The sequence below is a fragment of the Luteimonas salinilitoris genome (genome assembly GCF_041300785.1).
Classification (GTDB): Bacteria; Pseudomonadota; Gammaproteobacteria; order Xanthomonadales; family Xanthomonadaceae; genus Luteimonas; species Luteimonas salinilitoris.
The window spans coordinates 1-20073 of record NZ_JBFWIB010000006.1; the positions used below are offsets into that span (position 1 = coordinate 1).

19 protein-coding genes and 1 pseudogene are annotated in these 20073 nt (G+C 68.7%); 6 read left to right on the top strand and 14 right to left on the bottom strand.

The window, feature by feature from the left end:
• Positions 1-6 precede the first annotated feature (6 nt).
• Positions 7-414: a DUF6892 domain-containing protein gene (locus tag AB5T46_RS10930; RefSeq protein WP_370563976.1), complete on the bottom strand. Its 408-nt coding sequence runs from the start codon at positions 412-414 to the stop codon at positions 7-9.
• Between the two features lie 182 nt (positions 415-596).
• Here AB5T46_RS10930 and AB5T46_RS10935 point away from each other — a divergent pair.
• Positions 597-1600, top strand: a pseudogene (locus tag AB5T46_RS10935) (integron integrase).
• An 8-nt stretch (positions 1601-1608) separates the two neighbouring features.
• Here the strand turns inward: AB5T46_RS10935 and mnmG are convergent.
• Both mnmG and AB5T46_RS10945 read right to left on the bottom strand, forming a co-directional pair.
• A complete protein-coding gene (gene mnmG / locus AB5T46_RS10940) occupies positions 1609-3498 on the bottom strand; it encodes a tRNA uridine-5-carboxymethylaminomethyl(34) synthesis enzyme MnmG (RefSeq protein ID WP_370563977.1) in 1890 nt (629 codons plus the stop codon).
• A gap of 480 nt (positions 3499-3978) precedes the next feature.
• On the bottom strand, positions 3979-4632 hold the full coding sequence (locus AB5T46_RS10945) for a hypothetical protein (RefSeq protein ID WP_370563978.1): 654 nt from the start codon (positions 4630-4632) through the stop codon (positions 3979-3981).
• 120 nt (positions 4633-4752) lie between these two features.
• Between AB5T46_RS10945 and AB5T46_RS10950 the strand changes: the two genes are divergently transcribed.
• Entirely contained in the window at positions 4753-5739 is a 987-nt protein-coding gene (locus AB5T46_RS10950; RefSeq protein WP_370563979.1) for a pyridoxal-phosphate dependent enzyme, read from the top strand.
• Positions 5736-6359 (top strand): YdcF family protein, encoded by a 624-nt coding sequence (locus AB5T46_RS10955; RefSeq protein WP_370563980.1) that lies wholly within the window; start codon positions 5736-5738, stop codon positions 6357-6359. Before AB5T46_RS10950 ends, AB5T46_RS10955 begins: the two co-directional genes overlap by 4 nt.
• A 119-nt stretch (positions 6360-6478) precedes the next feature.
• Here the strand turns inward: AB5T46_RS10955 and AB5T46_RS10960 are convergent, their stop codons facing one another.
• From AB5T46_RS10960 to bioB, 7 genes are all read right to left on the bottom strand, one after another.
• Positions 6479-7075: a hypothetical protein gene (locus tag AB5T46_RS10960; RefSeq protein WP_370563981.1), complete on the bottom strand. Its 597-nt coding sequence runs from the start codon at positions 7073-7075 to the stop codon at positions 6479-6481.
• A 349-nt stretch (positions 7076-7424) separates the two neighbouring features.
• Positions 7425-8315, bottom strand: coding sequence for a malonyl-ACP O-methyltransferase BioC (gene bioC, locus AB5T46_RS10965; protein WP_370563982.1), 891 nt, complete (start codon positions 8313-8315; stop codon positions 7425-7427).
• 174 nt (positions 8316-8489) lie between these two features.
• Positions 8490-9293 carry a pimeloyl-ACP methyl ester esterase BioH gene (bioH, locus tag AB5T46_RS10970; RefSeq protein ID WP_370564165.1) on the bottom strand — a complete coding sequence of 268 codons (804 nt, stop codon included), beginning with the start codon at positions 9291-9293 and terminating at the stop codon, positions 8490-8492.
• A 5-nt stretch (positions 9294-9298) separates the two neighbouring features.
• A complete protein-coding gene (locus AB5T46_RS10975) occupies positions 9299-9754 on the bottom strand; it encodes an ACT domain-containing protein (protein WP_370563983.1) in 456 nt (151 codons plus the stop codon).
• On the bottom strand, positions 9751-10968 hold the full coding sequence (gene bioF, locus AB5T46_RS10980) for an 8-amino-7-oxononanoate synthase (protein ID WP_370563985.1): 1218 nt from the start codon (positions 10966-10968) through the stop codon (positions 9751-9753). Before bioF ends, AB5T46_RS10975 begins: the two co-directional genes overlap by 4 nt.
• Complete coding sequence (locus AB5T46_RS10985) at positions 10961-11329, bottom strand: hypothetical protein (RefSeq protein WP_370563986.1); 369 nt, start codon at positions 11327-11329, stop codon at positions 10961-10963. Before AB5T46_RS10985 ends, bioF begins: the two co-directional genes overlap by 8 nt.
• On the bottom strand, positions 11326-12417 hold the full coding sequence (bioB, locus tag AB5T46_RS10990; RefSeq protein ID WP_370563987.1) for a biotin synthase BioB: 1092 nt from the start codon (positions 12415-12417) through the stop codon (positions 11326-11328). Before bioB ends, AB5T46_RS10985 begins: the two co-directional genes overlap by 4 nt.
• 49 nt (positions 12418-12466) lie before the next feature.
• On the opposite strand from bioB, the gene AB5T46_RS10995 reads away from it, so the two are divergent.
• A complete protein-coding gene (locus AB5T46_RS10995; protein ID WP_370563988.1) occupies positions 12467-13219 on the top strand; it encodes a double zinc ribbon domain-containing protein in 753 nt (250 codons plus the stop codon).
• A gap of 227 nt (positions 13220-13446) precedes the next feature.
• Here AB5T46_RS10995 and AB5T46_RS11000 read toward each other — a convergent pair whose 3' ends face one another.
• The 4 genes from AB5T46_RS11000 to AB5T46_RS11015 all read right to left on the bottom strand — a co-directional run bounded on the left by AB5T46_RS11000 (position 13447) and on the right by AB5T46_RS11015 (position 17681).
• Positions 13447-13650, bottom strand: a complete 204-nt coding sequence (locus AB5T46_RS11000) for a hypothetical protein (RefSeq protein ID WP_370563990.1) — start codon at positions 13648-13650, stop codon at positions 13447-13449.
• A gap of 74 nt (positions 13651-13724) precedes the next feature.
• Positions 13725-14624, bottom strand: a complete 900-nt coding sequence (gene ubiA, locus AB5T46_RS11005; RefSeq protein ID WP_370563991.1) for a 4-hydroxybenzoate octaprenyltransferase — start codon at positions 14622-14624, stop codon at positions 13725-13727.
• A 135-nt stretch (positions 14625-14759) separates the two neighbouring features.
• Positions 14760-16988, bottom strand: a complete 2229-nt coding sequence (locus tag AB5T46_RS11010; protein WP_370563992.1) for a polysaccharide biosynthesis tyrosine autokinase — start codon at positions 16986-16988, stop codon at positions 14760-14762.
• Positions 16989-17243: 255 nt separating this feature from the next.
• Complete coding sequence (locus tag AB5T46_RS11015) at positions 17244-17681, bottom strand: low molecular weight protein-tyrosine-phosphatase (RefSeq protein WP_370563993.1); 438 nt, start codon at positions 17679-17681, stop codon at positions 17244-17246.
• Positions 17682-18525: 844 nt separating this feature from the next.
• Here AB5T46_RS11015 and AB5T46_RS11020 point away from each other — a divergent pair.
• Positions 18526-18843: a hypothetical protein gene (locus AB5T46_RS11020; protein ID WP_370563994.1), complete on the top strand. Its 318-nt coding sequence runs from the start codon at positions 18526-18528 to the stop codon at positions 18841-18843.
• A 113-nt stretch (positions 18844-18956) separates the two neighbouring features.
• Positions 18957-20054: a polysaccharide biosynthesis/export family protein gene (locus tag AB5T46_RS11025; RefSeq protein WP_370563995.1), complete on the top strand. Its 1098-nt coding sequence runs from the start codon at positions 18957-18959 to the stop codon at positions 20052-20054.
• The last annotated feature ends 19 nt before the right edge of the window (positions 20055-20073 follow it).

Consider the following 20073-nt stretch of genomic DNA (forward strand, 5'->3'; position numbering starts at 1 on the left):
CACCCCTCACCTTACGCTGATCCCAGTTGATCGGAGGCGGTCGATTTGATCGCGAGAAATCATGCTGATACAAGTCACAGATCTTAAGTTCTTGAGCAACTCGAAGCCGCCTATATCTCGAATATCGAAGTAATCGCTTTCTCCGTCCCAGAATGGGCAAATGATTTGGTAGATATCATTGCCGCCATCGAAGCAAAGATCCGTTACCTTTTCCAGATCATCATCCGTTAGCTTCACATCTCTCAAGAAATCTTCGATCTCTGGGATAGGTTCGCCGTAATCAACTTCGCCAGTGTAGTTCTCGGCGTACTTTGGGTCGCTTCGGAGTTCATTAAGACGTTTCGTGAAGGACCCCTCCTTGAGGAGTTGATCAAGAATCACTAATTTGAAGTTTGAGTCTGGGAAGTCGTGCATAGGAAACTCTCGTGAGGCCTAACGCTTAGTAGACCCCAGATTGGGGTGATAGCGCGGAGTATTCAGCCTCTTCCAGGAGCCGTCAATCGGAGTATTCCTATACGGAATCAACGGTTTGGATGATGGCTGCCGCGCGTTGCGAGGGCCACGATGGCATTGCGTATCTCACGGAATGAGGTGCTATGTCTTATCAGGCGGGAAATGGGGCGGTAACAGAAGCAAACGGGACGCGCCAGCCGCGACTGTTGGACGAGGTTCGCGGCAGGTTGCGCGTCAAACGCTACAGCCTGCGTACCGAACGCGCCTACCTGGGCTGGATCCGGCGGTTCATTCTCGCCAATGGCAAGCGGCACCCGCGCGAGATGGGCGGGCCGGAGGTGGAGGCGTTCCTCACCCGGCTCGCGGTGCGCGGCAAGGTCGCCGGCAGCACGCAGAATCAGGCGTTGTCGGCGCTGCTGTTCCTGTACCGGGAGGTGCTCCGCATGGAGCTGCCCTGGATGGAGAACGTGGTTCGCGCGAAGCGGCCGGCACGGGTGCCGACCGTGCTGTCGCAAGAGGAGGCAAAGCGGTTGCTTGCAGGCATGGAAGGGCGCACATGGCTCCTGGCCAGCCTGCTTTACGGCACGGGCATGCGCCTGATGGAGGGGGTGCGCCTGCGGGTGAAGGACGTGGACTTCGCCCGCAACGAGATCACCGTCCGCAACGGCAAGGGCGGCAAGGACCGCCGGACGGTGTTGCCAGCCTCGCTGGTGCCGCCGCTGCAACGCGAGGTCGAGCGCACCCGCGTGTGGCATGAGGACGACCTGCGGGCCGGATTCGGAGAGGCGTGGCTGCCGCATGCGCTCGCTCGCAAGTATCCCGGGCCGCCGCGGGAGCCCGGCTGGCAGTACGTGTTCCGGCACGGCGCCGCAGCATCGATCCGCGCGATGGCCGCGAGCGCCGGCATCATGTCGACGAGGCGACACTGTCGCGGGCGATCAAGCGGGCATGCCGCAACGCCGACATCGTCAAGCCGGTATCTGCGCACACGTTGCGGCATTCGTTCGCCACCCACCTGATCGAGGCGGGATACGACATCCGCACGGTCCAGGAACTGCTCGGGCACAAGGACGTGGCGACCACGCAGATCTACACCCATGTGCTCAATCGCGGCGGCCACGCAGTGCGCAGCCCGCTGGATCGCTGATCTCCGCGCTACGCCACCCGGCTGCGGCGCGCACGCTCCAAGTGCACCAGCAGCAGCGAGATCGCGGCCGGCGTCATGCCAGGAATGCGCTGCGCCTGGCCAACGGTCTGCGGGCGCACGCGCTCGAGCTTCTGCCGCACCTCGGCCGACAGGCCGCGCACGGCGGCATAGTCGAATCCGTCCGGGACCGGCGTGCCCTCGTGTCGCTGCTGGCGTTCGATCTCGGCGCGCTGGCGGTCGAGATAGCCGGAGTACTTGGCCTCAATCTCGACCTGCTCAGCCACCGCCGGATCCACCGCCTCCGCTGCGAACGCCGGCACCGACGCCAGCTTCGCGTAGTCCAGCTCCGGCCGCCGCAGCAGGTCGAGCGCGCTGGCCTCGCGCTTGAGTTCGATGCCGAGCATGTCGATGGCGGCGCGGCCGGCGGCATTGTTCGGCGACGCCCACAGCCCGCGCAGGCGCGCGGTCTCGCGTTCCACCGCTTCGCGCTTGGCGTCGAAGCGCGTCCAGCGCGCGTCGTCCACCAGCCCCAGTTCGCGGCCGATGCCGGTCAGGCGGAGGTCGGCGTTGTCCTCGCGCAGCTGCAGCCGGTACTCGGCGCGGCTGGTGAACATGCGGTACGGCTCGCTGGTGCCGTGGGTGATCAGGTCGTCGATCAGCACGCCGATGTAGGCCTGGTCGCGGCGCGGCGACCAGGTTTCGCGCTCGCGCACGGCGCGCGCGGCGTTGAGCCCGGCGATGAGCCCCTGCGCCGCGGCTTCCTCGTAGCCGGTGGTGCCGTTGATCTGCCCGGCGAAGAACAGCCCGGCCACCGCCTTGGTCTCGAGCGAGGCCTTCAGCCCGCGTGGGTCGAAATAGTCGTACTCGATCGCGTAGCCGGGTCGGGTGATGTGCGCGTTGCCGAAGCCGCGGATCGAGCGCACCAGTTCCAGCTGCACGTCGAACGGCAGCGAGGTGGAGATGCCGTTGGGGTAGATCTCGGCCACGTCCAGGCCTTCGGGCTCGACGAAGATCTGGTGCGCGTCCTTCTCGGCGAAGCGCACCACCTTGTCCTCGATCGAGGGACAGTAGCGCGGGCCGGTGCCTTCGATCTGCCCGGAGTACATCGGCGAGCGATGCAGGGCGCCGCGGATGATCTCGTGCGTGCGCGCGGTGGTATGCGTGATCCAGCAGCTCACCTGCCGGGGATGATCGGCGGCGCTGCCCATGAACGAGAACACCGGCCGCGGATCGTCGCCGGGTTGTTCCCCCATCGCCGCGTAGTCGAGGGTGCGGCCGTCGATGCGCGGCGGCGTGCCGGTCTTGAGCCGGTCGACCACGAACGGGCCTTCGCGCAGTTTCGCGGCCAGGGTGGTCGCGGGCGGATCGCCGGCGCGACCGGCGGCGTACTGGGTCTCGCCGACGTGGATCCTGCCGCCCAGGAAGGTGCCCGCGGTCAGCACCACCGCCGGCGCCTCGAAGCGCAGGCCGGCCTGGGTGACCACCCCGCGCACGCGGTCGCGCTCGATGACGATGTCGTCGACCGCGGCCTGGAACAGCGTGAGCCCGGGCTGCGACTCCACCGCCCGGCGGATGAAACCGCGATAGAGGTTGCGGTCCGCCTGGCAACGCGTCGCGCGCACCGCCGGGCCCTTGGACGCGTTGAGCCGGCGCCACTGGATGCCCGCCGCGTCCGCCGCCCGCGCCATCGCCCCGCCGAGCGCGTCGATCTCGCGCACCAGGTGGCCCTTGCCGATGCCGCCGATCGCGGGATTGCAGCTCATCGCGCCGACGGTCTCGATGCTGTGCGTGAGCAGCAGCGTGCGCGCGCCGGCACGCGCCGACGCCAGCGCAGCCTCGGTGCCGGCGTGGCCGCCGCCGATCACGATCACGTCGTAGCGGTGGAAGGCAGCAGTCATGACGGACGATTCATCGGAAAAGAGACAGGCGACGCGATCGCGGGACGGCTCCGCCACGACATCGATGGCAGCGGATCACGCATTCGCCGCGGCGGATATTATCGCTCGCACGCCGCCGCATTCAGCCCATGCGGCGCAAGTTGGCACGCTTTCTGCGAACGTATTTCCCCGCACCCGGGGAGGCGAGCGCCATAAGGGGGGCGCGGCCGGAGATTGGAACAGGGCTGGCCGAGCGTGACCTGGGGAAGCGAAGGGGCCGGATGTCGGGGGACATCCGGCCCCGATTTTTTTGGCCTGGCGGCGCCATGGCGGCGCGCCGGCCCGGGATTTGGGCGCCGACGCCCGGCGGGAGCGGAACAGGGGGGATCCGGAAGTCCCCCGCCGGGAGTCGGCATTGAGGTGAGCCGTTTCGTGTCGAAATCCGACGCTGGCGGTCACCTGGCCGTAGCTTGCGTCGACTCGATCGCCAACGCAAGTGTTTTAGAGCTCCTGAATGCGACGCCGGTCGCTATCCCGCGATCGCGGCTGCACCCGCTCTGCACGCGGAGCGCGGCGCACCGGTCGTTCGACACGTTGCGGCGACTGACGCTGAGCGGCAGGCGGCGACGGCTGGATCTGCCGCCGCTCGACCTGGCGCCCACGCCAGGGCGCGCCCGTCGGCCGCGGACGATCCTGTGCCTCGGGCCGGCGCACGCCGGACGGCCGCGGCTCGCTGATCCGCTCCGGCCGCTCGCGATGCTCCACGCGGCGGATGTTCTCCAGGTCGCGCCAGGGCGGACGGCCGGAACCGCCGTCGTGGTCGGGACGCCCGGGACGGTCCGGCCGCGGACGCACCACGATCGGGCGCTGGTAGTACGGCGGGTAGTGGCCGTAGCCGTAACCCGGATAGCGGGAGTAGCCGTAGCCCGGGTAGCGCGAATAGCCGTAGGGATAGCCGTAGCGCTGGCCATAGCCGATGCCGCCGCGCAAACCGCCCGGATAGCCGTAGCCGACGCTGCCGTAGGGCGCGCCGTAGTACGCATCCGACGAACGACCGTAGTAGTAGTCGCCGCCGCCGCCGCGATAGCCATAGCTCGCGCAGCCGCCGAGCAGAGCGACGGCGAATAAGGCGATGGCGAGATTGCGGGTCCTCATGATGGCCGCCCCTGTCCTGTATGTCCCCGCAGCATCGGCCCCGGGCATTGAATCCGTGCTTAACCTCTACAGTAACCGTTGCGATAGCTGAATGCCGCGCCCTCGGCTACGCTTGCTGAAATGCCTTCCCAAGCCTTCGCACCGCCCGCCTTCGCCGACGTGCTGGCTGCCGCCGCGCGCATCGCGCCGCATGCGCACGCCACCCCGGTGCTGCGCATGCGCTCGCTCGACGCGCTGGCCGGCTGCGCGCTGCACTTCAAGGCGGAACACCTGCAGCGCGGCGGCGCGTTCAAGTTCCGCGGCGCCTGCAACGCGGTGTGGTCGCTGGATCCGGAGCAGGCGGCGCCCGGCGTGGTCACCCATTCGTCCGGCAACCATGGCGCCGCGCTGGCCTTGGCCGCGGCCACGCGCGGCATCGCCTGCCACGTGGTCGTGCCCGAGAACGCGGTCGCCGCCAAGCTGGCGGCGATCACCGCCTACGGCGCAACGCTGCACCGCTGCGAGGCGAACCTGGCGGCGCGCGAAGCCGCCTGCGCCGCCGTGGGGCAGCGCACCGGCGCGACACTGGTGCATCCCTATGCCGACGCGCGCGTGATCGCCGGCCAGGGCACCGCGGCACTGGAACTGCTCAACGCCGGCATCGGGCTGGATGCGCTGGTGGTGCCGGTGGGCGGCGGCGGCCTGGGCGCCGGCACCGCGATCGCGATCGCCGGCGTCTCGCCGTCGACGCGCCTGTTCCTGGCCGAGCCGGCGGGCGCCGCCGATACCGCGGCCTCCCTGGCCCGCGGCGCGCGCGTCACCGACATCGTGCCCGAGACCGTCTGCGACGGCCTGCGCGCCACCCTGGGCGCCCCGAACTTCGACATCCTGCGCGCGGCCGGCGCCGAGGCGATCACCGTGGACGACGCCGGGACGCTGGCGGCGATGCGCCTGCTGTGGCAACGCGGCAAGCAGCTGGTCGAACCCTCTTCCGCGACCGCGCTGGCGGCGGTGCTGCAGCAGCGCGAGCGTTTCGCCGGGCTGCGCGTGGGCATCGTGATCAGCGGCGGCAACGTCGATCCGCATGCCCTGTATGAAGCGGGCGCCCTGCACGGAGCGCGCGCATGAGCCGCCGCCGGCGCGCGGGTCCGCTGCGCTGGCTGTTGCGCCTGGCGGTGCTGCTGGCGCTGTGGCTGGCCGGCGTGGCGACCTACATCATCTGGGCCGGCGAGCGCGACCAGGCCGCGCCGGCCGATGCCATCATCGTGCTCGGCGCCGCCGCCTACGACGCCCGCCCCTCGCCGGTGTTCGAGCAGCGCATCCTGCACGGCGTGCACCTGTACCAGCGCGGCCTGGCCGGCACGCTGATCTTCACCGGCGGCTACGGCGGCAGCGGCGCGCGCTTCGCCGAATCGCAGGTGGGGCGGCGCTACGCACTGCGGCAGGGCGTGCCGGAAGACGCCATCCTGATCGAGACCGTCTCGCGCACCACCCAGCAGAACCTGACCGAAGCGGCGGCGCTGATGCGCGAGCGCGAACTCACGCGCGCGATCCTGGTCAGCGATCCGCTGCACATGGCGCGCGCGCTGCGGCTGGCGCGCGGCGAAGGCATCCAGGCGCTCGGCTCGGCCACCCCCACCAGCCGCTTCCGCAGCCTCGAGGCGCGCTGGCAATTCCTGCTGCGCGAGGTGTACTTCTTCCATCGCGACCGCTGGACCGCGCTGACCGGCGCGCCCGCGGTGCAGTAGCCGAGGAACGAATAAAGAGAAACGAGGAACGAGGAACGAGTGGGATGTACCGGCGACGGTCACCGGGGGACCGGAAACTCTCGTTTCTCGTTCCTCTCCACTCGTTTCTCGCTCTGCGGCTACAGCTCCTCGCCATAGCGGGTCAGGCCTTCCACTAGCAGGTAGCGCGTGGCCGCGGCGCGGTCGGCCACGCTGAAGTCCTGCAGCACCTCGACGATCTGCCGGAACGAACGACAGCGCGCGGTGCGGCTGCCGGGGTCGTTGCCGGTGGCCGTCATGCCGACCATGAAGCCGTCGTACAGCAGCATGGCGCTGACGCCGGCCTGCTTGAGCACGTGCGCGGCCGCCGCGGGGTCGTAGGGCTGGGGCTCGCCCTGGGAGCCGTTGACCGCGATCGCCGCGACTGCTTCGATAAAGCGTTCGCGGCTGGTCGTTCCCAGCGCGTTGGCGGCCTGCTGCAGGCCAAACAGGCTGCGGTCGGCGTCGGGATCGAACAGCGCGCACAGCGTCTGCGCCTCGCTGTCCGACTGCGAGGCGGCATGCACCGCCTGGTACAGGCGATCGATGTCGCGGTCGGGCGCACGCATCATCACGTCCTCGGCACTGGCCAGCACCAGCGACGGATCGATGGCGGACAGGTCGATCTCGTACTGCTGTTGCGCCGCCGCCGGCAGCGCCAGCGCGGCCACGGACAGCCCGAGAACGAGCGAACGCATGTGAGCGACCATCATCGGTACCTGATCCGCAATGCCGGCGAGTCTATGGCGCTGCAGCTGAATTTCGCATGTCGCCACGCCTTCCGCGGCACGGGGCGCCGACCGGCAAGTTTTCTCGCCGCGAATCGACGCGGATGGAGCTGGCTGCAGCCGACACCGGACGCCCCCTGTGGGAACGACGAACCGAGCGCGGCGAGTCAACGGCGAAGCCGGCCCGAAGGGGCGAGCCGCGCAGCGGCGAACCAAGTCGCGACTGGCGGCGTCGCGACTTCCGTCGCTCCCACAAAAAGGGACACAAAAAGGGACACCTCATGCGCCTGCGGCTCACGCCACTGCGGAAGGCAAACGCTCAGCGCCGCCGCAGCGGGATCCGGTCGGCAGGAAAGCTCGCGATTTCGGCGCCGTGTTCGCGGATCGGCGCGCCGGGCTCCGGCGCCCAGGCCATGGCTGTGATCACTTCCCAGCTGGCCGGCAGCCGGCCGGCAGTCTCGCGCAGCGGCTCGTAGGCGGCGGCGGCGCGGGCGAAGCGCACGCGGCCGGTCAGCGTGCGTCGGCGCGTGGCGAGCGCGTTGGTGGCGCCGATCGCGCGCAGCTCGTGCATCAGCGCCGGCAGGTCGTCGTAGCCGCGCCGCAGCAGTTCGCGGTCGAGCACCGGATCGCGGAAACCCGCCTGCATCAGCGCATCGCCGAACTGCGCAATGGTGGCGAACGGGCTGACGTGCGCGACATCGTCCGCCTGCGCGAAGGCCTCGCGCAGTTCGAACAGGGTGTCGTGGCCGAAGGTCGAGCACAGCAGCAGGCCGCCGGGACGCAGCACGCGGCGGAACCCCGCCAGCACCGCCGGCAGGTCCTCGACCCACTGCAGGCACAGGTTCGAGAACAGCACGTCGACGCTGCCCTCGGCCAGCGGCAGCGCGGCGGCATCGGCGCAGATCCGGTCGAGCGGCCGCGGCGGCGACAGCCCGTCGCGCAGGCGCCAGCCGCGCGGACGCGCCTGCCGCAGCATCGGCAGGGCGACGTCGAGCGCCAGCACCCGCGCCTTCGGCCAGCGCTCGCGCATCGCCGCGGCGGCGTGCCCGGGGCCGCTGCCGAGATCGACCACCGTCGCCGGCACCGTCTCGTCGAGGTACATCAGCGATTCCAGCAGCCAGTCCTCGACCTCGCGCTGCAGGTCGGCGGCCTGGTCGTAGCTGGATGCCGCGCGGGAGAAGGCGCGGCGGATGTGGCGGGAGTCGAACATGCGGGACTTCATTGTAGAAACGAGTGGAGAGGAACGAGGAACGAGTAGAGCATGCGGCCGCTTTGTTCTCGGCTTGTTCTTTGTATCTGGAGCCGGGAAGCGGATGCGGTCGGAATCAACATGGTTCAGCAGGAATGAGTAAGAGGAACGAAAACGAGTGCGAGCCCCGTGCTTTTACTCGTTCCTCGTTTCTCGTTCCTCGTTGCTCGCCTCTTCCTCCAGCCCGGCCGAGAACCGGCGCAGCGCATCGGCCACCGCGTCGGCATGGGTGAGGAACGGTGCGTGGCCGGCATGCTCGATCTGCTCGAAACGCGCCTGCGTCGCGCAATCGGCGGCGGCGCGCATGGCGCGCGGGTCGACCACGCGGTCGCGGCGCCCGGCCAGCCACAGGCTCGGCGGCGACAACCGCGGCAGCGCGGCGCGCAGGTCGGTCGTCTGCAACAGCTCGAGCCCGTCGGCCAATACCGGCGTCGCCGGCTCGCCGCGCGCGAACAGGCCATCGCGCAGCGCGCGCAGTTCTTCCTTGGCGTGATCGGAACCGAACGCCTCCAGCGCGATGAAGCGCTCCAGCGTGCCGCGCCAGTCGCGGCGCAGGCCATCGGCGAAGTCGGCGAACAGTTCCGCCGACATGCCGTACTTCCAGTCATCGCCGCGCACGAAGCGCGGGCTCGCGCACAGCAGCGCCAGCCCGCGGACCGCACGCGGCCGCGTCGCCGCCGCATGCAGCGCGAACAGGCCGCCGAGCGACCAGCCCAGCCAGAGCGCGCGCGGCACCCGCGCGACCAGGTCCGACACCACCGCTTCCAGCGCCAGCGGAGTGGTCGCCGCGGCGCTGTGGCCGTGCCCGGGCAGGTCGGCCACGTGCAGGGTGAAATCGTCTACCAGGCGCTCGACCAGCGGCGCGAACACGCCTCCGTGCATGGCCCAGCCGTGCAGCAGCAGCAGCGGCGGGCCGCTGCCGCGCGTGTCGATGTGCAATGCGCTCACCGCGGCGACCCCTGCTTCGGCGGATCGTCCGCCGGCACCGCGCCGTCCGGTTCCGCAACCCGGTGCGACAACCGGTTCAGCGTCGCCAAAGCGTCGTCGCGCCGGTCGGCGGGCACCAGCAGATGATCATGATGGAAGCCGGCCAGCACGTTGCAGGCGATGCCGTCCCCGGCGAGCGCGCCGGCAACCGCCGCGGTCAACCCGACCGCATGCAGCGCCGAATGCACTTCCAGCGTCAGCCAGGCGGCGACGAACCCGTAGCGCAGCCCGCGGGCGTCGGCCTCGGCGCGAGACAGCACGCAGGTCAGGCCCTCGTCCTCGCGCACGCAGGCGTCGGCCACGGCGGCCAGGCCGGGATCCGCATCGGCGGCGCTGACGAACACGTACTCGCCTGGCCGCGCGTGCACGCGCAGGCCGGCGAGCATCGCCGCCAGGTCGGTTCTCCCGCTCATGCGCCGCGTGCGACGGGTGACGCGCCGGCCTGCGCCGGCGCACGGTCGCGGGCCCGCGCCAGTGCCTCGACCAGCGCGTCCACCTGCGCCTCCTCATGCACGGCCGACAGGGTGACGCGCAGGCGCGCACGGCCGTCGGGCACCGTCGGCGGCCGTATCGCAGCGATCCAGAAGCCTTCCGCCTCGAGCTGCCGCGACATCGCCAGCGCCCGCGCGTCGTCGCCGCAGGGCAGCGGCTGGATCGCGGTGTCGGACGGCAGCAGTTCGAGCCCGTGGCGGCGGGCGGAGCCGCGGAAGCGCCGCACCAGCGCGGCCAGCTTCTCGCGGCGCCAGTGCTCGCGCCGCGCCAGCTGCACCGCGGCCAGCGAAGCGGCGGCCAGTGGTGGCGGCAGCGCGGTGGTGTAGAGATAGGGACGCGCGGTTTCGGCCAGGTGCTCGACCAGGTCGGCGGCGCCGACCACGGCGGCCCCGTATCCGCCCAGCGCCTTGCCGAGCGTGACCAGCTGCAGGGGGACGGCGTCGCCGTCGAGGCGCGCCTCGGCGACGCTGCCGCGCCCGTCCGCGCCGCACACGCCGATGCCGTGGGCATCGTCGACGTACAGCAGCGCCCGCTGCGCCCGCGCCACCAGCGCCAGCTCGCGCAGCGGCGCGACATCGCCGTCCATGCTGAAGACGCCGTCGGTCGCCAGCATCGCGGCGCCGCCGGGCACGCCGCGCAGCTGCCGCAGCGCGCCCTCGGCATCGGCGTGCGGGTAGCGCCGCAGGCGGCAGCCGGCCAGGCGCGCGGCGTCGATCAGGCTGGCGTGGTTGAGCCGGTCCTGCACGCAGGCGTCGCCTTCCCCCAGCAGCGCCTGCATCACCGCCAGGTTGGCCAGGAACCCGCTGCCGAACAGCAGCGCGCGCGGCGCCTGCAGCCAGTCGGCCAGCGCGCGCTCGAGCGCGTCGTGCGCGGCATGGTGGCCGCAGACCAGGTGCGAGGCGACGCCACCGGCGCCGTCGCGCGCGGCCGTATCCATCAGCGCATTGACCACCTGGAACTGCTGCGACAGGCCGAGATAGTCGTTGCCGCAGAAATTCAGCAGCCAGCGGCCGTCGACCTCGCAACGCGCGCCGTCGCGCCGGGCCACCGTGCGGCGGACGCGTACGCGCGCCTGCGCGACGCGCTGCGCGCGCTGCGCGGCGATGCGTTGGCGGGGGTCGTCGCGCTCAACCACCCTGCTGGATCCAGACCGCGAGCGCCCCCAGCGCGATCGCCGGCAGCAGCGCCAGTCCGCCGAGCGCGACTCCGATCCGTGCGGCGGCCGGCAGCCGCTGCTCGCGCATCTGCTGCGCATCGGCCACCGACTTCTGCGCCTGCAGCAGCGCGGCCACGAACAGCGCCGCCATGAACGCCAGCCCGGCACCGCTGCCGCGATAAAACAGCACCACGCCGAGCGCCAGCACCGCCACCGCGGCCAGGCGCAGCAGCAGCAGCAGCAGGCCGATGCGCTGGCCGCCGCGCAGCCCGGCCAGGAAGTTGCTGATGCCGATCAGTGCCAGCAGCACCAGGTACGCCCAGGCGTACCAGGGCATCATGCCGCGCGGCTCCGTGCCGAGCGGCTCTGTGCCGGACGGCTCTGTACCGGGGTGTCCGCGATGTCGGCGTGCACGGTGCCGCCGTGATCGTGGCCGTCGGCATCGACCGTCACCGGCATCGGCCGCAGGCCCAGGCGCGCGAACAGCGCCAGGTCGCGCTCGGTATCCGGATTGCCGGTGGTCAGCAGCTTCTCGCCGTAGAAGATCGAGTTGGCGCCGGCGAGGAAGCACAGCGCCTGCAGTTCGTCGCTCATCTCCTCGCGCCCGGCCGACAGCCGCACCATCGACTTCGGCATCAGGATGCGCGCGACCGCGATCGTGCGCACGAACTCGAACGGGTCCAGCTCGGCGACGGTGTTCCGCTCCGCCAGCGGCGTGCCTTCCACCTGCACCAGGCGGTTGACCGGCACCGAGTCCGGGTGCGCCGGCAGCGTGGCCAGGGTCTGCAGCAGTCCGGCGCGCTGCCGGCGCGTTTCGCCCATGCCGACGATGCCGCCGCAGCAGGTCTTCATGCCGGCGTCGCGCACGAGCGCGAGCGTGTCCAGCCGGTCCTGCATCTCGCGGGTGTGGATGATCGCGCCGTAGTACTCGGGATCGGTGTCGATGTTGTGGTTGTAGTAGTCCAGCCCGGCGGCCTTGAGTGCGTTCGCCTGGAAGCCGCTGAGCATGCCCAGGGTGGCGCAGGTCTCCAGCCCGAGCGCCTTCACCTCGCGGATCATCGCCGCCACCTTGGGGATGTCGCGATCCTTGGGCGAGCGCCACGCCGCGCCCATGCAGAAGCGCGAGGCACCTGCCGCCCGGGCTTGCTTCGCCTTCTCCAGCACCGCCTCGGTGCTCATCAGCTTGGTCGCCTCGACCCCGGTGTGGTAGCGCTGCGCCTGCGGGCAGTAGGCGCAGTCCTCCGGGCAGCCGCCGGTCTTGACCGAAAGCAGCGTGCTCACCTGGACCTCGGTCGGGTCGAAATGCTGCCGGTGCACCGCCGCGGCGCGGTGCAGCAATTCGGGGAACGGCAGGTCGAACAGGGTCTCGACCTCGTGCCGGCTCCAGTCGTGGCGGAGCGCGGGGGTGGCTTGGCTGACAGCGGGCATGGGTGTTTTCCGACAGACGCGACGGCGCGAATGCGCCAGTCTGGAAAGCATGCCGAGGCCTGTCAACCGAAACCCGGGGCCCGAGGTTGACGGCTGGCCGGCGCGCTTGGGCCGCCTGTTCTGCCCGCCGCGCTGCCCGGTCTGCCATGAGTGCGCCGGCGAACTCGACGGGCTCTGCCCCGCCTGCGCCGCGGCGCTGCCCTGGAACCGCTGCGCCTGCCGCTGCTGCGCGCTGCCGCTGCCGTTCGCCGCCGAACCGGCCTCCGCATCGGCGGGCCCGGTCTGCGGCGCCTGCCTGCGACGGCCACCGCCGCTGCACGCGGTGCACGCCGCCTTCGTCTATGGTTTCCCGCTGGACCGGCTGCTGCCGCGCTTCAAGTTCCATCACGATCTCGCCGCCGGGCGGCTGCTGGCGCGCTGGATGGCGCGATCGCTGGCCGCAGCGGCGCGGCCGGAGGCCTTGATCGCCCTGCCGCTGCACCGGACCCGGCTGCGCACGCGCGGCTACGACCAGGCACTGGAGCTGGCCCGGCCGCTGGCACGGGCGCTGGAGCTGCCGCTGCTCGAGGGCAGCTTGCGACGGACGCGCGCCACCGCGCCGCAATCGCGGCTGCAGGCGCAGGCGCGGCGACGCAACCTGCGCGACGCGTTCGCGGTGCCGGATGGCGCGCGGCTGCCCGCGCACGTCGCGCTGGTCGACGACGTCATGACCACCGGCGCCACCCTGCATGCGGCGGCGAAGGCGCTGCACCGCGCCGGCGTCCGGCGCGTGGATGCCTGGGTCTGCGCACGCACGCCGTGAAGTCAGTGGGCGGAGCGGCAACCGGCGGCCGATGGTGGAGATGATCCTGGAAGCTGTCGCGACGGATGCGTGGGCCGGTCCGATTGCGACGCGTCCGCAGGCTGTCGCGACTGCCGTCGCTCCCACATGCCAAGCCCGTCATGCCAGGGCAGTGCGCGCCTGTCCCTGCACAGCTCCCGCTCCCTTCATGGGGAGCGGGAGCTGTGCAGCGCGCGGCTGGCGGCGGACTATTCCGCCGCGACCGCCTTTTCCTGCCTGCCGGCGACCAGCCACAGCACGGCGCCGACCACGACCAGGCCGATGCGGATGGCGGTCCCGGTCGAGGGCCCCCAGTTGTCGATCCACATCAGCAACTTGAACTCCATGCCCAGGTAGTGCAGCAGGAACGAGCCGAGTCCGAGCACGAACATCAATCCACCGATCGATTTCATCTTCTTCCCCCTCTGGTTGGCCCCGCTCCCCGCGGGTGCGGCGAGTGTGCCATACCCGCCGCCGCACCGCGCCGTCAGCGCAATGCCAGGTCCGCGGCGATCCCCGCGAACACCGCCATTCCGAGCCAATGATTGTGCAGGAAGGCGCGGAAGCAGGCCTCGCGGTCGCGATAGCGCGCCAGCAGGAACTCGTATGCCACCAGCAGCGCGGCCAGCCCGAGGCCGCTCCAGTAGAAGACGCCGAGTCCGGCCTGGCGCCCGACCAGCGCCAGCGCCACGAACACCAGCGCGTACAGCACCGCCTGCGCGACCAGGTCCAGCTCGCCGAACAGGATCGCGGTCGACTTCGCCCCGGCGCGCAGGTCGTCGTCGCGGTCGACCATCGCGTACCAGGTGTCGTAGGCGGTGGCCCAGAAGATGTTGGCCATGTAAAGCACCCACGCCATCGGCGGTACCGTGCCCTGCACCGCCGCGAAGCCCATCGGGATGCCCCAACCGAACGCCAGGCCCAGGTACACCTGCGGCAGGTAGGTGTAGCGCTTGAGGTAGGGATAGCTGGCGGCCAGCAGCACGCCGACCACGCTCAGCAGCACCGTCAACCGGTTGAGGGTCAGCACCAGCGCGAACGCCGCCAGCATCAGCAGCGCGAACAGCGCCAGCGCCTCGCGGCCGCGCACCGCGCCGCTGGCCAGCGGCCGGTCGCGGGTGCGCTCGACCTGCGGGTCCAGCCAGCGGTCGGCATAGTCGTTGATCACGCAGCCGGCCGAGCGCGTCAGCCACACGCCGGCGGTGAAGACGAACAGGATCCACGGCGGCGGTACGCCGTCGGCGGCCAGCCACAGGCCCCACCAGGTCGGCCACAGCAGCAGCAGCCAGCCGATCGGGCGGTCGCCGCGCACCAGCTTCCAGTACAGCGCCAGCCGCTCGCGCCAGCGCGGCATTCCCGGCGGCGGTGCATCACGTTCGTAGCCCATCCGGCAAAGATTACCAGTGCCCGGCGCCGCGATCGCACCCCCGTAGCGGCGGCGCAGCCACACGGACCCGCCCGAAACACATCGCGGCCGGGCCGCCGGTGCTACCGCGCAAGCGACTCGGCCGATCGATGACGCTTACGAGGAGGCAGGCACCTGGTCGGCCTTGTATTCGTAGTAACCGTAGCTGTAGTAGCCCACCGCGCGCCGCTCCACGGCGTTGAAGATGGCGCCCTTCAGCTGGACCCCGTTCTGCTCGAAGCGCTTCTTGGCCAACACGATCTCCTTGGGGTGGTTGACCCCGAAGCGGGTCACCAGGAGGTTGGAACCGGCATACCGGCCGACGATCGCCGCATCGGTGACCGCCAGGATCGGCGGCGTATCGACGATGACCAGGTCGTACTGCGGCGCCAGCGCCTCGAGCAGCTGGACGAAGCGGTTGTGCATCAGCAGTTCCGAGGGATTCGGCGGGATCTCGCCCCGCACCAGATAATGCATGTTGTCCAGGCCGTCGAACGCGCGGATCGCGGCAGCCGCGTCGATCTTGCCCACCAGCACGTCCGAAAGTCCGCCGGTCGGCGAGGTTCCCAGCACCCTGTGCAAGCTGCCCTTGCGCATGTCGCCGTCGATCACCAGCACCTTCTGGCCCGCCTGCGCGATCACCGCGGCCAGGTTGGCCGACACGAAGGTCTTGCCCACGTCCGGCCGCGGACCGGAAATGCTCAGGACATTGTTCTTGGCCTCGATCATGGCGAAGTGCAGGCTGGTACGCAGGCTCCTGATCGCCTCGATCGCCAGGTCGGCCGGATTGTTGATCGCCAACAGGTGCTGGCGGCCATCGCTCTTGCCGCGATGGCCCAAGGTCCGCAGGTCCTTGGCCGGACTCAGCGGAATGGCGGCATAGACCGGCAACCCGAGCTCCTCGATCCGCGCCGGATCTTCGATACTGGGATTGAGCATCCGCTGCAGCAGCACGAAGCCGACCGACAACAGCCCCCCCAGCAGGGCGCCGACCAGCACCACCAGCTTCTTGCGCGGCTTGACCGGATCGGTGACGTCCACCACCGCGGGGTCGACGACCCGCACGTTGCCGACGGTGCCGGCGCGGGCCACATCCAGCTGCTGCGCCTGGTTCAGCAGCGCCGTGTACAGCTCGTTGCTGACCTGCAGGTCGCGGGTCAGCCTGAGCAGCTCCTGCTGGGTGTCGGGCAGCTGGTTCACCTGGCGCTGAAAGCCCTGCTTGCGGCCTTCCAGTTCATCGATCTGCTTCATCAGGGCACGAGAGGCGGGATGCGTCCGGGTGAAACCGCGGTCCACCTCCGCCTGCTGCAGGCGCAGCTGCTGGATGCTGGTCTCCACCGCGACCTCCTGCTCCAGCAAGCCCTTGGTCTGCATGGTGATGTCGACCGTGTTCGCACTGGTCTGGTAGGCGTTCATCGCCGCCTGCGCGGCCTCGACCTGCTTGCGCACGCTGGGAAGCTGTTCCTTGACGAACTCCAGCTGGGACGAGGCCTCGGCGGAATTGCGCTCCACGTTCTGCTTTACGTAGGCATCGGCAACCTGGTGCAGGAGCGCCTCGGCATACTGCGCGTCCTCGTTCTCGAAGGTGAGTTGCAGAATGCCGGACTCCTTGCCGAACTCGGAAACCTTCACCCTTTTCTGCAGGGCGGCGATCACGCTCAAGGTCCGCAACTTCCGTACGTGGAAGCGGGTGCCGGGATTGGCATTGAGCTTGCCGACCTGCAGCTCGATGCCCTTGCCTTGCGCGGTCACGCCTACTGCCCCCCGCAACAGCAGATCACCGTTTTCGGCGTACAGCTCATAGCTTCCGGGCGCATCCCCCGCTTTCAGCGTCAACTCGGTGCCGAGCAAGGCGGCGGGCACGGTCAATCTGAAGATGTCGAGCAGCTCTCCACCCCAGCCATAGCCGTTCAGCCCGAACCGCGGTTCGGCCACCTCATCGGGCGACTGGGGCTGAAACCTTCGGGCCATGAAATTCCCGAAGACCGGAAAGCGATAGGGCCGCACTTCGGTATCCAGCTGCAACTGATCCACGGCGCTGCCGACCACCGAACGCGAGGTGATCAGGGCAATCTCGGTCGTCGCCGTCGAACTGGCGTTGCCCATTCCCAGGGACGGCAGATCCGCCAGTCCCGGAATCGAGGGTAGCTTCGATTCGACCTGCACGATCGACTGGGCCCGATAGACGGGATCGGCCAACACCGCATAGACGGCACTGGCGAACAGGAACAGCGCGGTGATGGAAATGATCAGCCACTTGTGGTCAATCAGGATGCCGAACAGCTCGCGTAGATCGATGACGTCTTCATTGAGGGCAGCGTCGGCCCTCGAGGTTTGATTGCTCATCAAGTTGTTCTATCCGGCAGTAATTTAAAGGCGCATCGGAACCGTTCAGAGGTTCCGGCGTGCCTGTTGTTCCGGCAAGCGAATATTGGGCGTTCTGCCCCAATATCTGTGCCTCCGGGGCGGGCGCATGACCGGATCCGATGGCCATTGCCCGGCGTGGCGCACCGGGCGTGAACGGGCCATCCTCGGCCCGCCTTCGTTCCGGCGATTCGAGACTTCGAATCACCGGAACAACAGGACCCCCCCACAGGATTGTTATTGGATGTACCGCTTCCAGCTCGCGACGCAGTCTTCTATCTGCCCACAGACGTGCTCGAAGGCGGGCCGCTGCTGCCGATGCGGATCATGGATCTCGCAACCGTCGCGCCACTTACCCAGCAGGAATAACTTGCCGCTGACCTGCGGCAGGTCCCTGCCGATGCTGGCCAGATGCCTGTGTTCCATTGCCAGGATCAGGTCCGATTCGACCAGCAGCCGCGGATTTACCTGTCTGGCCCGATGCGAAGTGCCATCCAGGCCACGTTCGAGCAGCAATTGCTGGGCAGTCGGGTCGATGGGCTTGTCCACCAGCGCCTTGAGCCCTGCCGAAGCAATCTCCACGTCGTCGCGGTTGATCATATGGCGCATCAAGATTTCTGCGGTAGGGCTGCGGCAGATGTTACCGACACAGACAAGAAGTATCTTCCGAAACACTCAGATCCTACTGATGATTTAAAACAGATTTGTTGCACTCTGTCGACGCCTGTGCAGCAACGATACGAACGCCGGAGCCGCAACTTTCACGTACCGCCCTTGTCGCCCACCGGGTGCCGTCCATGCCAAAACCGGCTTGGCTCAGATCCGGAGGCAGATATTTGCAAGGCGGTTCTAGCATACCCATGTTGCTCGGCATGCGGCAAACAATTGCCGATGCATTCTCCAGGGCGAAGTTCCGGAAGGATGATAGCGACCACATCATTACAGTGACCCATGCCGCCAGGGAACACCCGGCCATTCCTTCGATGAACGACTTTTCAGGCCGGGCGGACGCCCGAACCGCTGCCGGTCGGCCGATCTGCAGTCGGTCAATGGCGCGCCCATGGACGGTTTTACCGCCTATGAATGCGTCCGCGCTTCCCTCGAAGGACCGGACGCCATTTGATTCGCATGTTGCAGTCATCGATTAGTTACGAAAGCATCTATTTTATCTTCGGGCTGTTTTCCGGCGACGCTTCCAGACAGCGTCTTCACCGAATCACAGCGGATCGACAAGTACAACCGAGCGTTCCATCACAGGTCAACGGACACCGCCGTCCTCATATCTTCTGCGCACTCTGACTTCTCGTGCTGCGGGCGAGCTGGATTTGCGAAAAGATTCCACCACTCTTCGCCATCGACCTTGGTCTGATTTATTTATTCTGTGACTTGGGCCCAGCCTTTTGCCTTGACAGGAACTTGACGGTGACCTAATTTTAAAAGTGCGTGACCTTTCTCCCCTCCCCCCATCTCGTCGGAGAGTCATGTGAAAAGACCATCTTTCACCCATGGTGTGACTGCCGTGCTGGCAGTGTTGTCCGGAGCCGCTTTCGCCGCGCCCCCCCAGGCAGCTGAAAAAGCACAAAGAAGCGACCCGTCGCCCGTCGCAACCGCCAGGGTCGAGGCCGGTGTCGCCAAGGCCGCGGGCGCGCATTCCGCGATTGCCCTTGGCACCAATCTGAGCCCGGGAACGAAGGTCGGTGTCGGTGCTGCCGCGCTGGCTGCCTTCGCCACCACCGGTACCAGCGGAACGACGGGGACCACCGGAACTACCGGCACCACCGGTACGACGGGGACTACCGGAACCACGGGCACCACCGGAACCACCGGCACCAACTGAGTATTTTCTCGGGGCCTGAGGCCCCTGAAGCCCCAAAGCATGGCCCCGCCGGGCTGCGCCCGGCGGGGCTTTTTCATGGATGCTCTCCAGTTCCCCCGCTTACGGAGCATTGAATGTATTTTTTGCGCCTGTCCGCTGCCCTGTGGATAGTTTCGTTGACCCTGTCCGGCTGCATCTGGGCCCCCGGCCAGAATATGTACAAGGCGTCGTCCCGGATCGACCACAGCCAGACCATCGGCGACGAGCAGATCGAACTCATCCCCATTACGCCGAAGCTGATCGCCATGGACCAGGCGGCACGGCAGGCACCGCAACTGCCCGCGGCGTTGACCGAATACCAACCCGGCCCCTACCGGATCGGCCCGGGCGACATCCTGTACATCACGGTATGGGAGCATCCGGAATTGACGGTGCCCGCCGGGCCGCAACAACAGCTCAACGCCGCCGGGCGCCTGGTGCAATCCGACGGCTCGCTGTTCTATCCCTATATCGGCAAGATCCAGGCCGAGGGCGCGACGCCGCAGGAACTGCGTGACACGTTGACTTCGGAGCTGGCCACCTACCTGGAATCGCCGCAGGTGGACGTGTCGGTACTGAACTACGCCAGCCAGCGTATCTGGGTGAGCGGCGCGGTGACGAATTCGGCGCCGATTCCGGTGACGGTGACGTCGCTGACCTTGAACGATGCGGTCAGCCAAGCCGGCCTCCATCCGACCGAAGCCGATCTGTCCGGATTGCGCCTGAGCCGCGACGGCGTCACCTACACGCTGGATATCGACGACCTGGCCGGGGCGCCGGTCTACCTGAAGGGCAACGATCGGGTCTACGTTCCGTTCCTGGACGAGAAGGAGGTCTTCGTCGTCGGCGAGGTCAACCAGCCCGGCGCGCTCAACTTCAGGACCGGCACCATCACGCTGAGCCAGGCGCTGGGCCGCGCCCGCGGTCTTTCCCAGACCACCGCCAACGGCAACGCGGTCTACGTCATTCGTGGCACCCCGGATCTGCAACAGGCGCCTTCGGCGATCTACCAGCTCGAGGCCAAATCGCCATCGGCATTCGCCGTGGCCAGCCACTTCCAGCTGTTGCCGGGCGATGTGGTCTTCGTCGGCGTATCCGGCATCACCCGCTGGAACCGTTTCGTGGTCCAGCTGCTGCCGTTCTCCGGACTCATCACCAACGCGGCCCGCACCAGCAGCGATATCAACGACTAGGCCCACCATCTCCGGGATT

What these genes read in the sequence shown, in the direction of transcription:
- mnmG (WP_370563977.1), bottom strand. Translation starts at nt 3,498, where the DNA reads ATGACTGCTGCCTTCCACCGCTACGACGTGATCGTGATCGGCGGCGGC.
- bioC (WP_370563982.1), bottom strand. Translation starts at nt 8,315, where the DNA reads ATGTTCGACTCCCGCCACATCCGCCGCGCCTTCTCCCGCGCGGCATCC.
- AB5T46_RS10995 (WP_370563988.1), top strand. Translation starts at nt 12,467, where the DNA reads ATGCCGAGGCCTGTCAACCGAAACCCGGGGCCCGAGGTTGACGGCTGG.
- AB5T46_RS11010 (WP_370563992.1), bottom strand. Translation starts at nt 16,988, where the DNA reads ATGAGCAATCAAACCTCGAGGGCCGACGCTGCCCTCAATGAAGACGTC.
- AB5T46_RS10945 (WP_370563978.1), bottom strand. Translation starts at nt 4,632, where the DNA reads ATGAGGACCCGCAATCTCGCCATCGCCTTATTCGCCGTCGCTCTGCTC.
- AB5T46_RS10960 (WP_370563981.1), bottom strand. Translation starts at nt 7,075, where the DNA reads ATGCGTTCGCTCGTTCTCGGGCTGTCCGTGGCCGCGCTGGCGCTGCCG.
- AB5T46_RS11000 (WP_370563990.1), bottom strand. Translation starts at nt 13,650, where the DNA reads ATGAAATCGATCGGTGGATTGATGTTCGTGCTCGGACTCGGCTCGTTC.
- bioB (WP_370563987.1), bottom strand. Translation starts at nt 12,417, where the DNA reads ATGCCCGCTGTCAGCCAAGCCACCCCCGCGCTCCGCCACGACTGGAGC.
- AB5T46_RS10955 (WP_370563980.1), top strand. Translation starts at nt 5,736, where the DNA reads ATGAGCCGCCGCCGGCGCGCGGGTCCGCTGCGCTGGCTGTTGCGCCTG.
- AB5T46_RS10985 (WP_370563986.1), bottom strand. Translation starts at nt 11,329, where the DNA reads ATGATGCCCTGGTACGCCTGGGCGTACCTGGTGCTGCTGGCACTGATC.
- AB5T46_RS11025 (WP_370563995.1), top strand. Translation starts at nt 18,957, where the DNA reads ATGTATTTTTTGCGCCTGTCCGCTGCCCTGTGGATAGTTTCGTTGACC.
- ubiA (WP_370563991.1), bottom strand. Translation starts at nt 14,624, where the DNA reads ATGGGCTACGAACGTGATGCACCGCCGCCGGGAATGCCGCGCTGGCGC.
- AB5T46_RS10950 (WP_370563979.1), top strand. Translation starts at nt 4,753, where the DNA reads ATGCCTTCCCAAGCCTTCGCACCGCCCGCCTTCGCCGACGTGCTGGCT.
- AB5T46_RS10975 (WP_370563983.1), bottom strand. Translation starts at nt 9,754, where the DNA reads ATGAGCGGGAGAACCGACCTGGCGGCGATGCTCGCCGGCCTGCGCGTG.
- AB5T46_RS10930 (WP_370563976.1), bottom strand. Translation starts at nt 414, where the DNA reads ATGCACGACTTCCCAGACTCAAACTTCAAATTAGTGATTCTTGATCAA.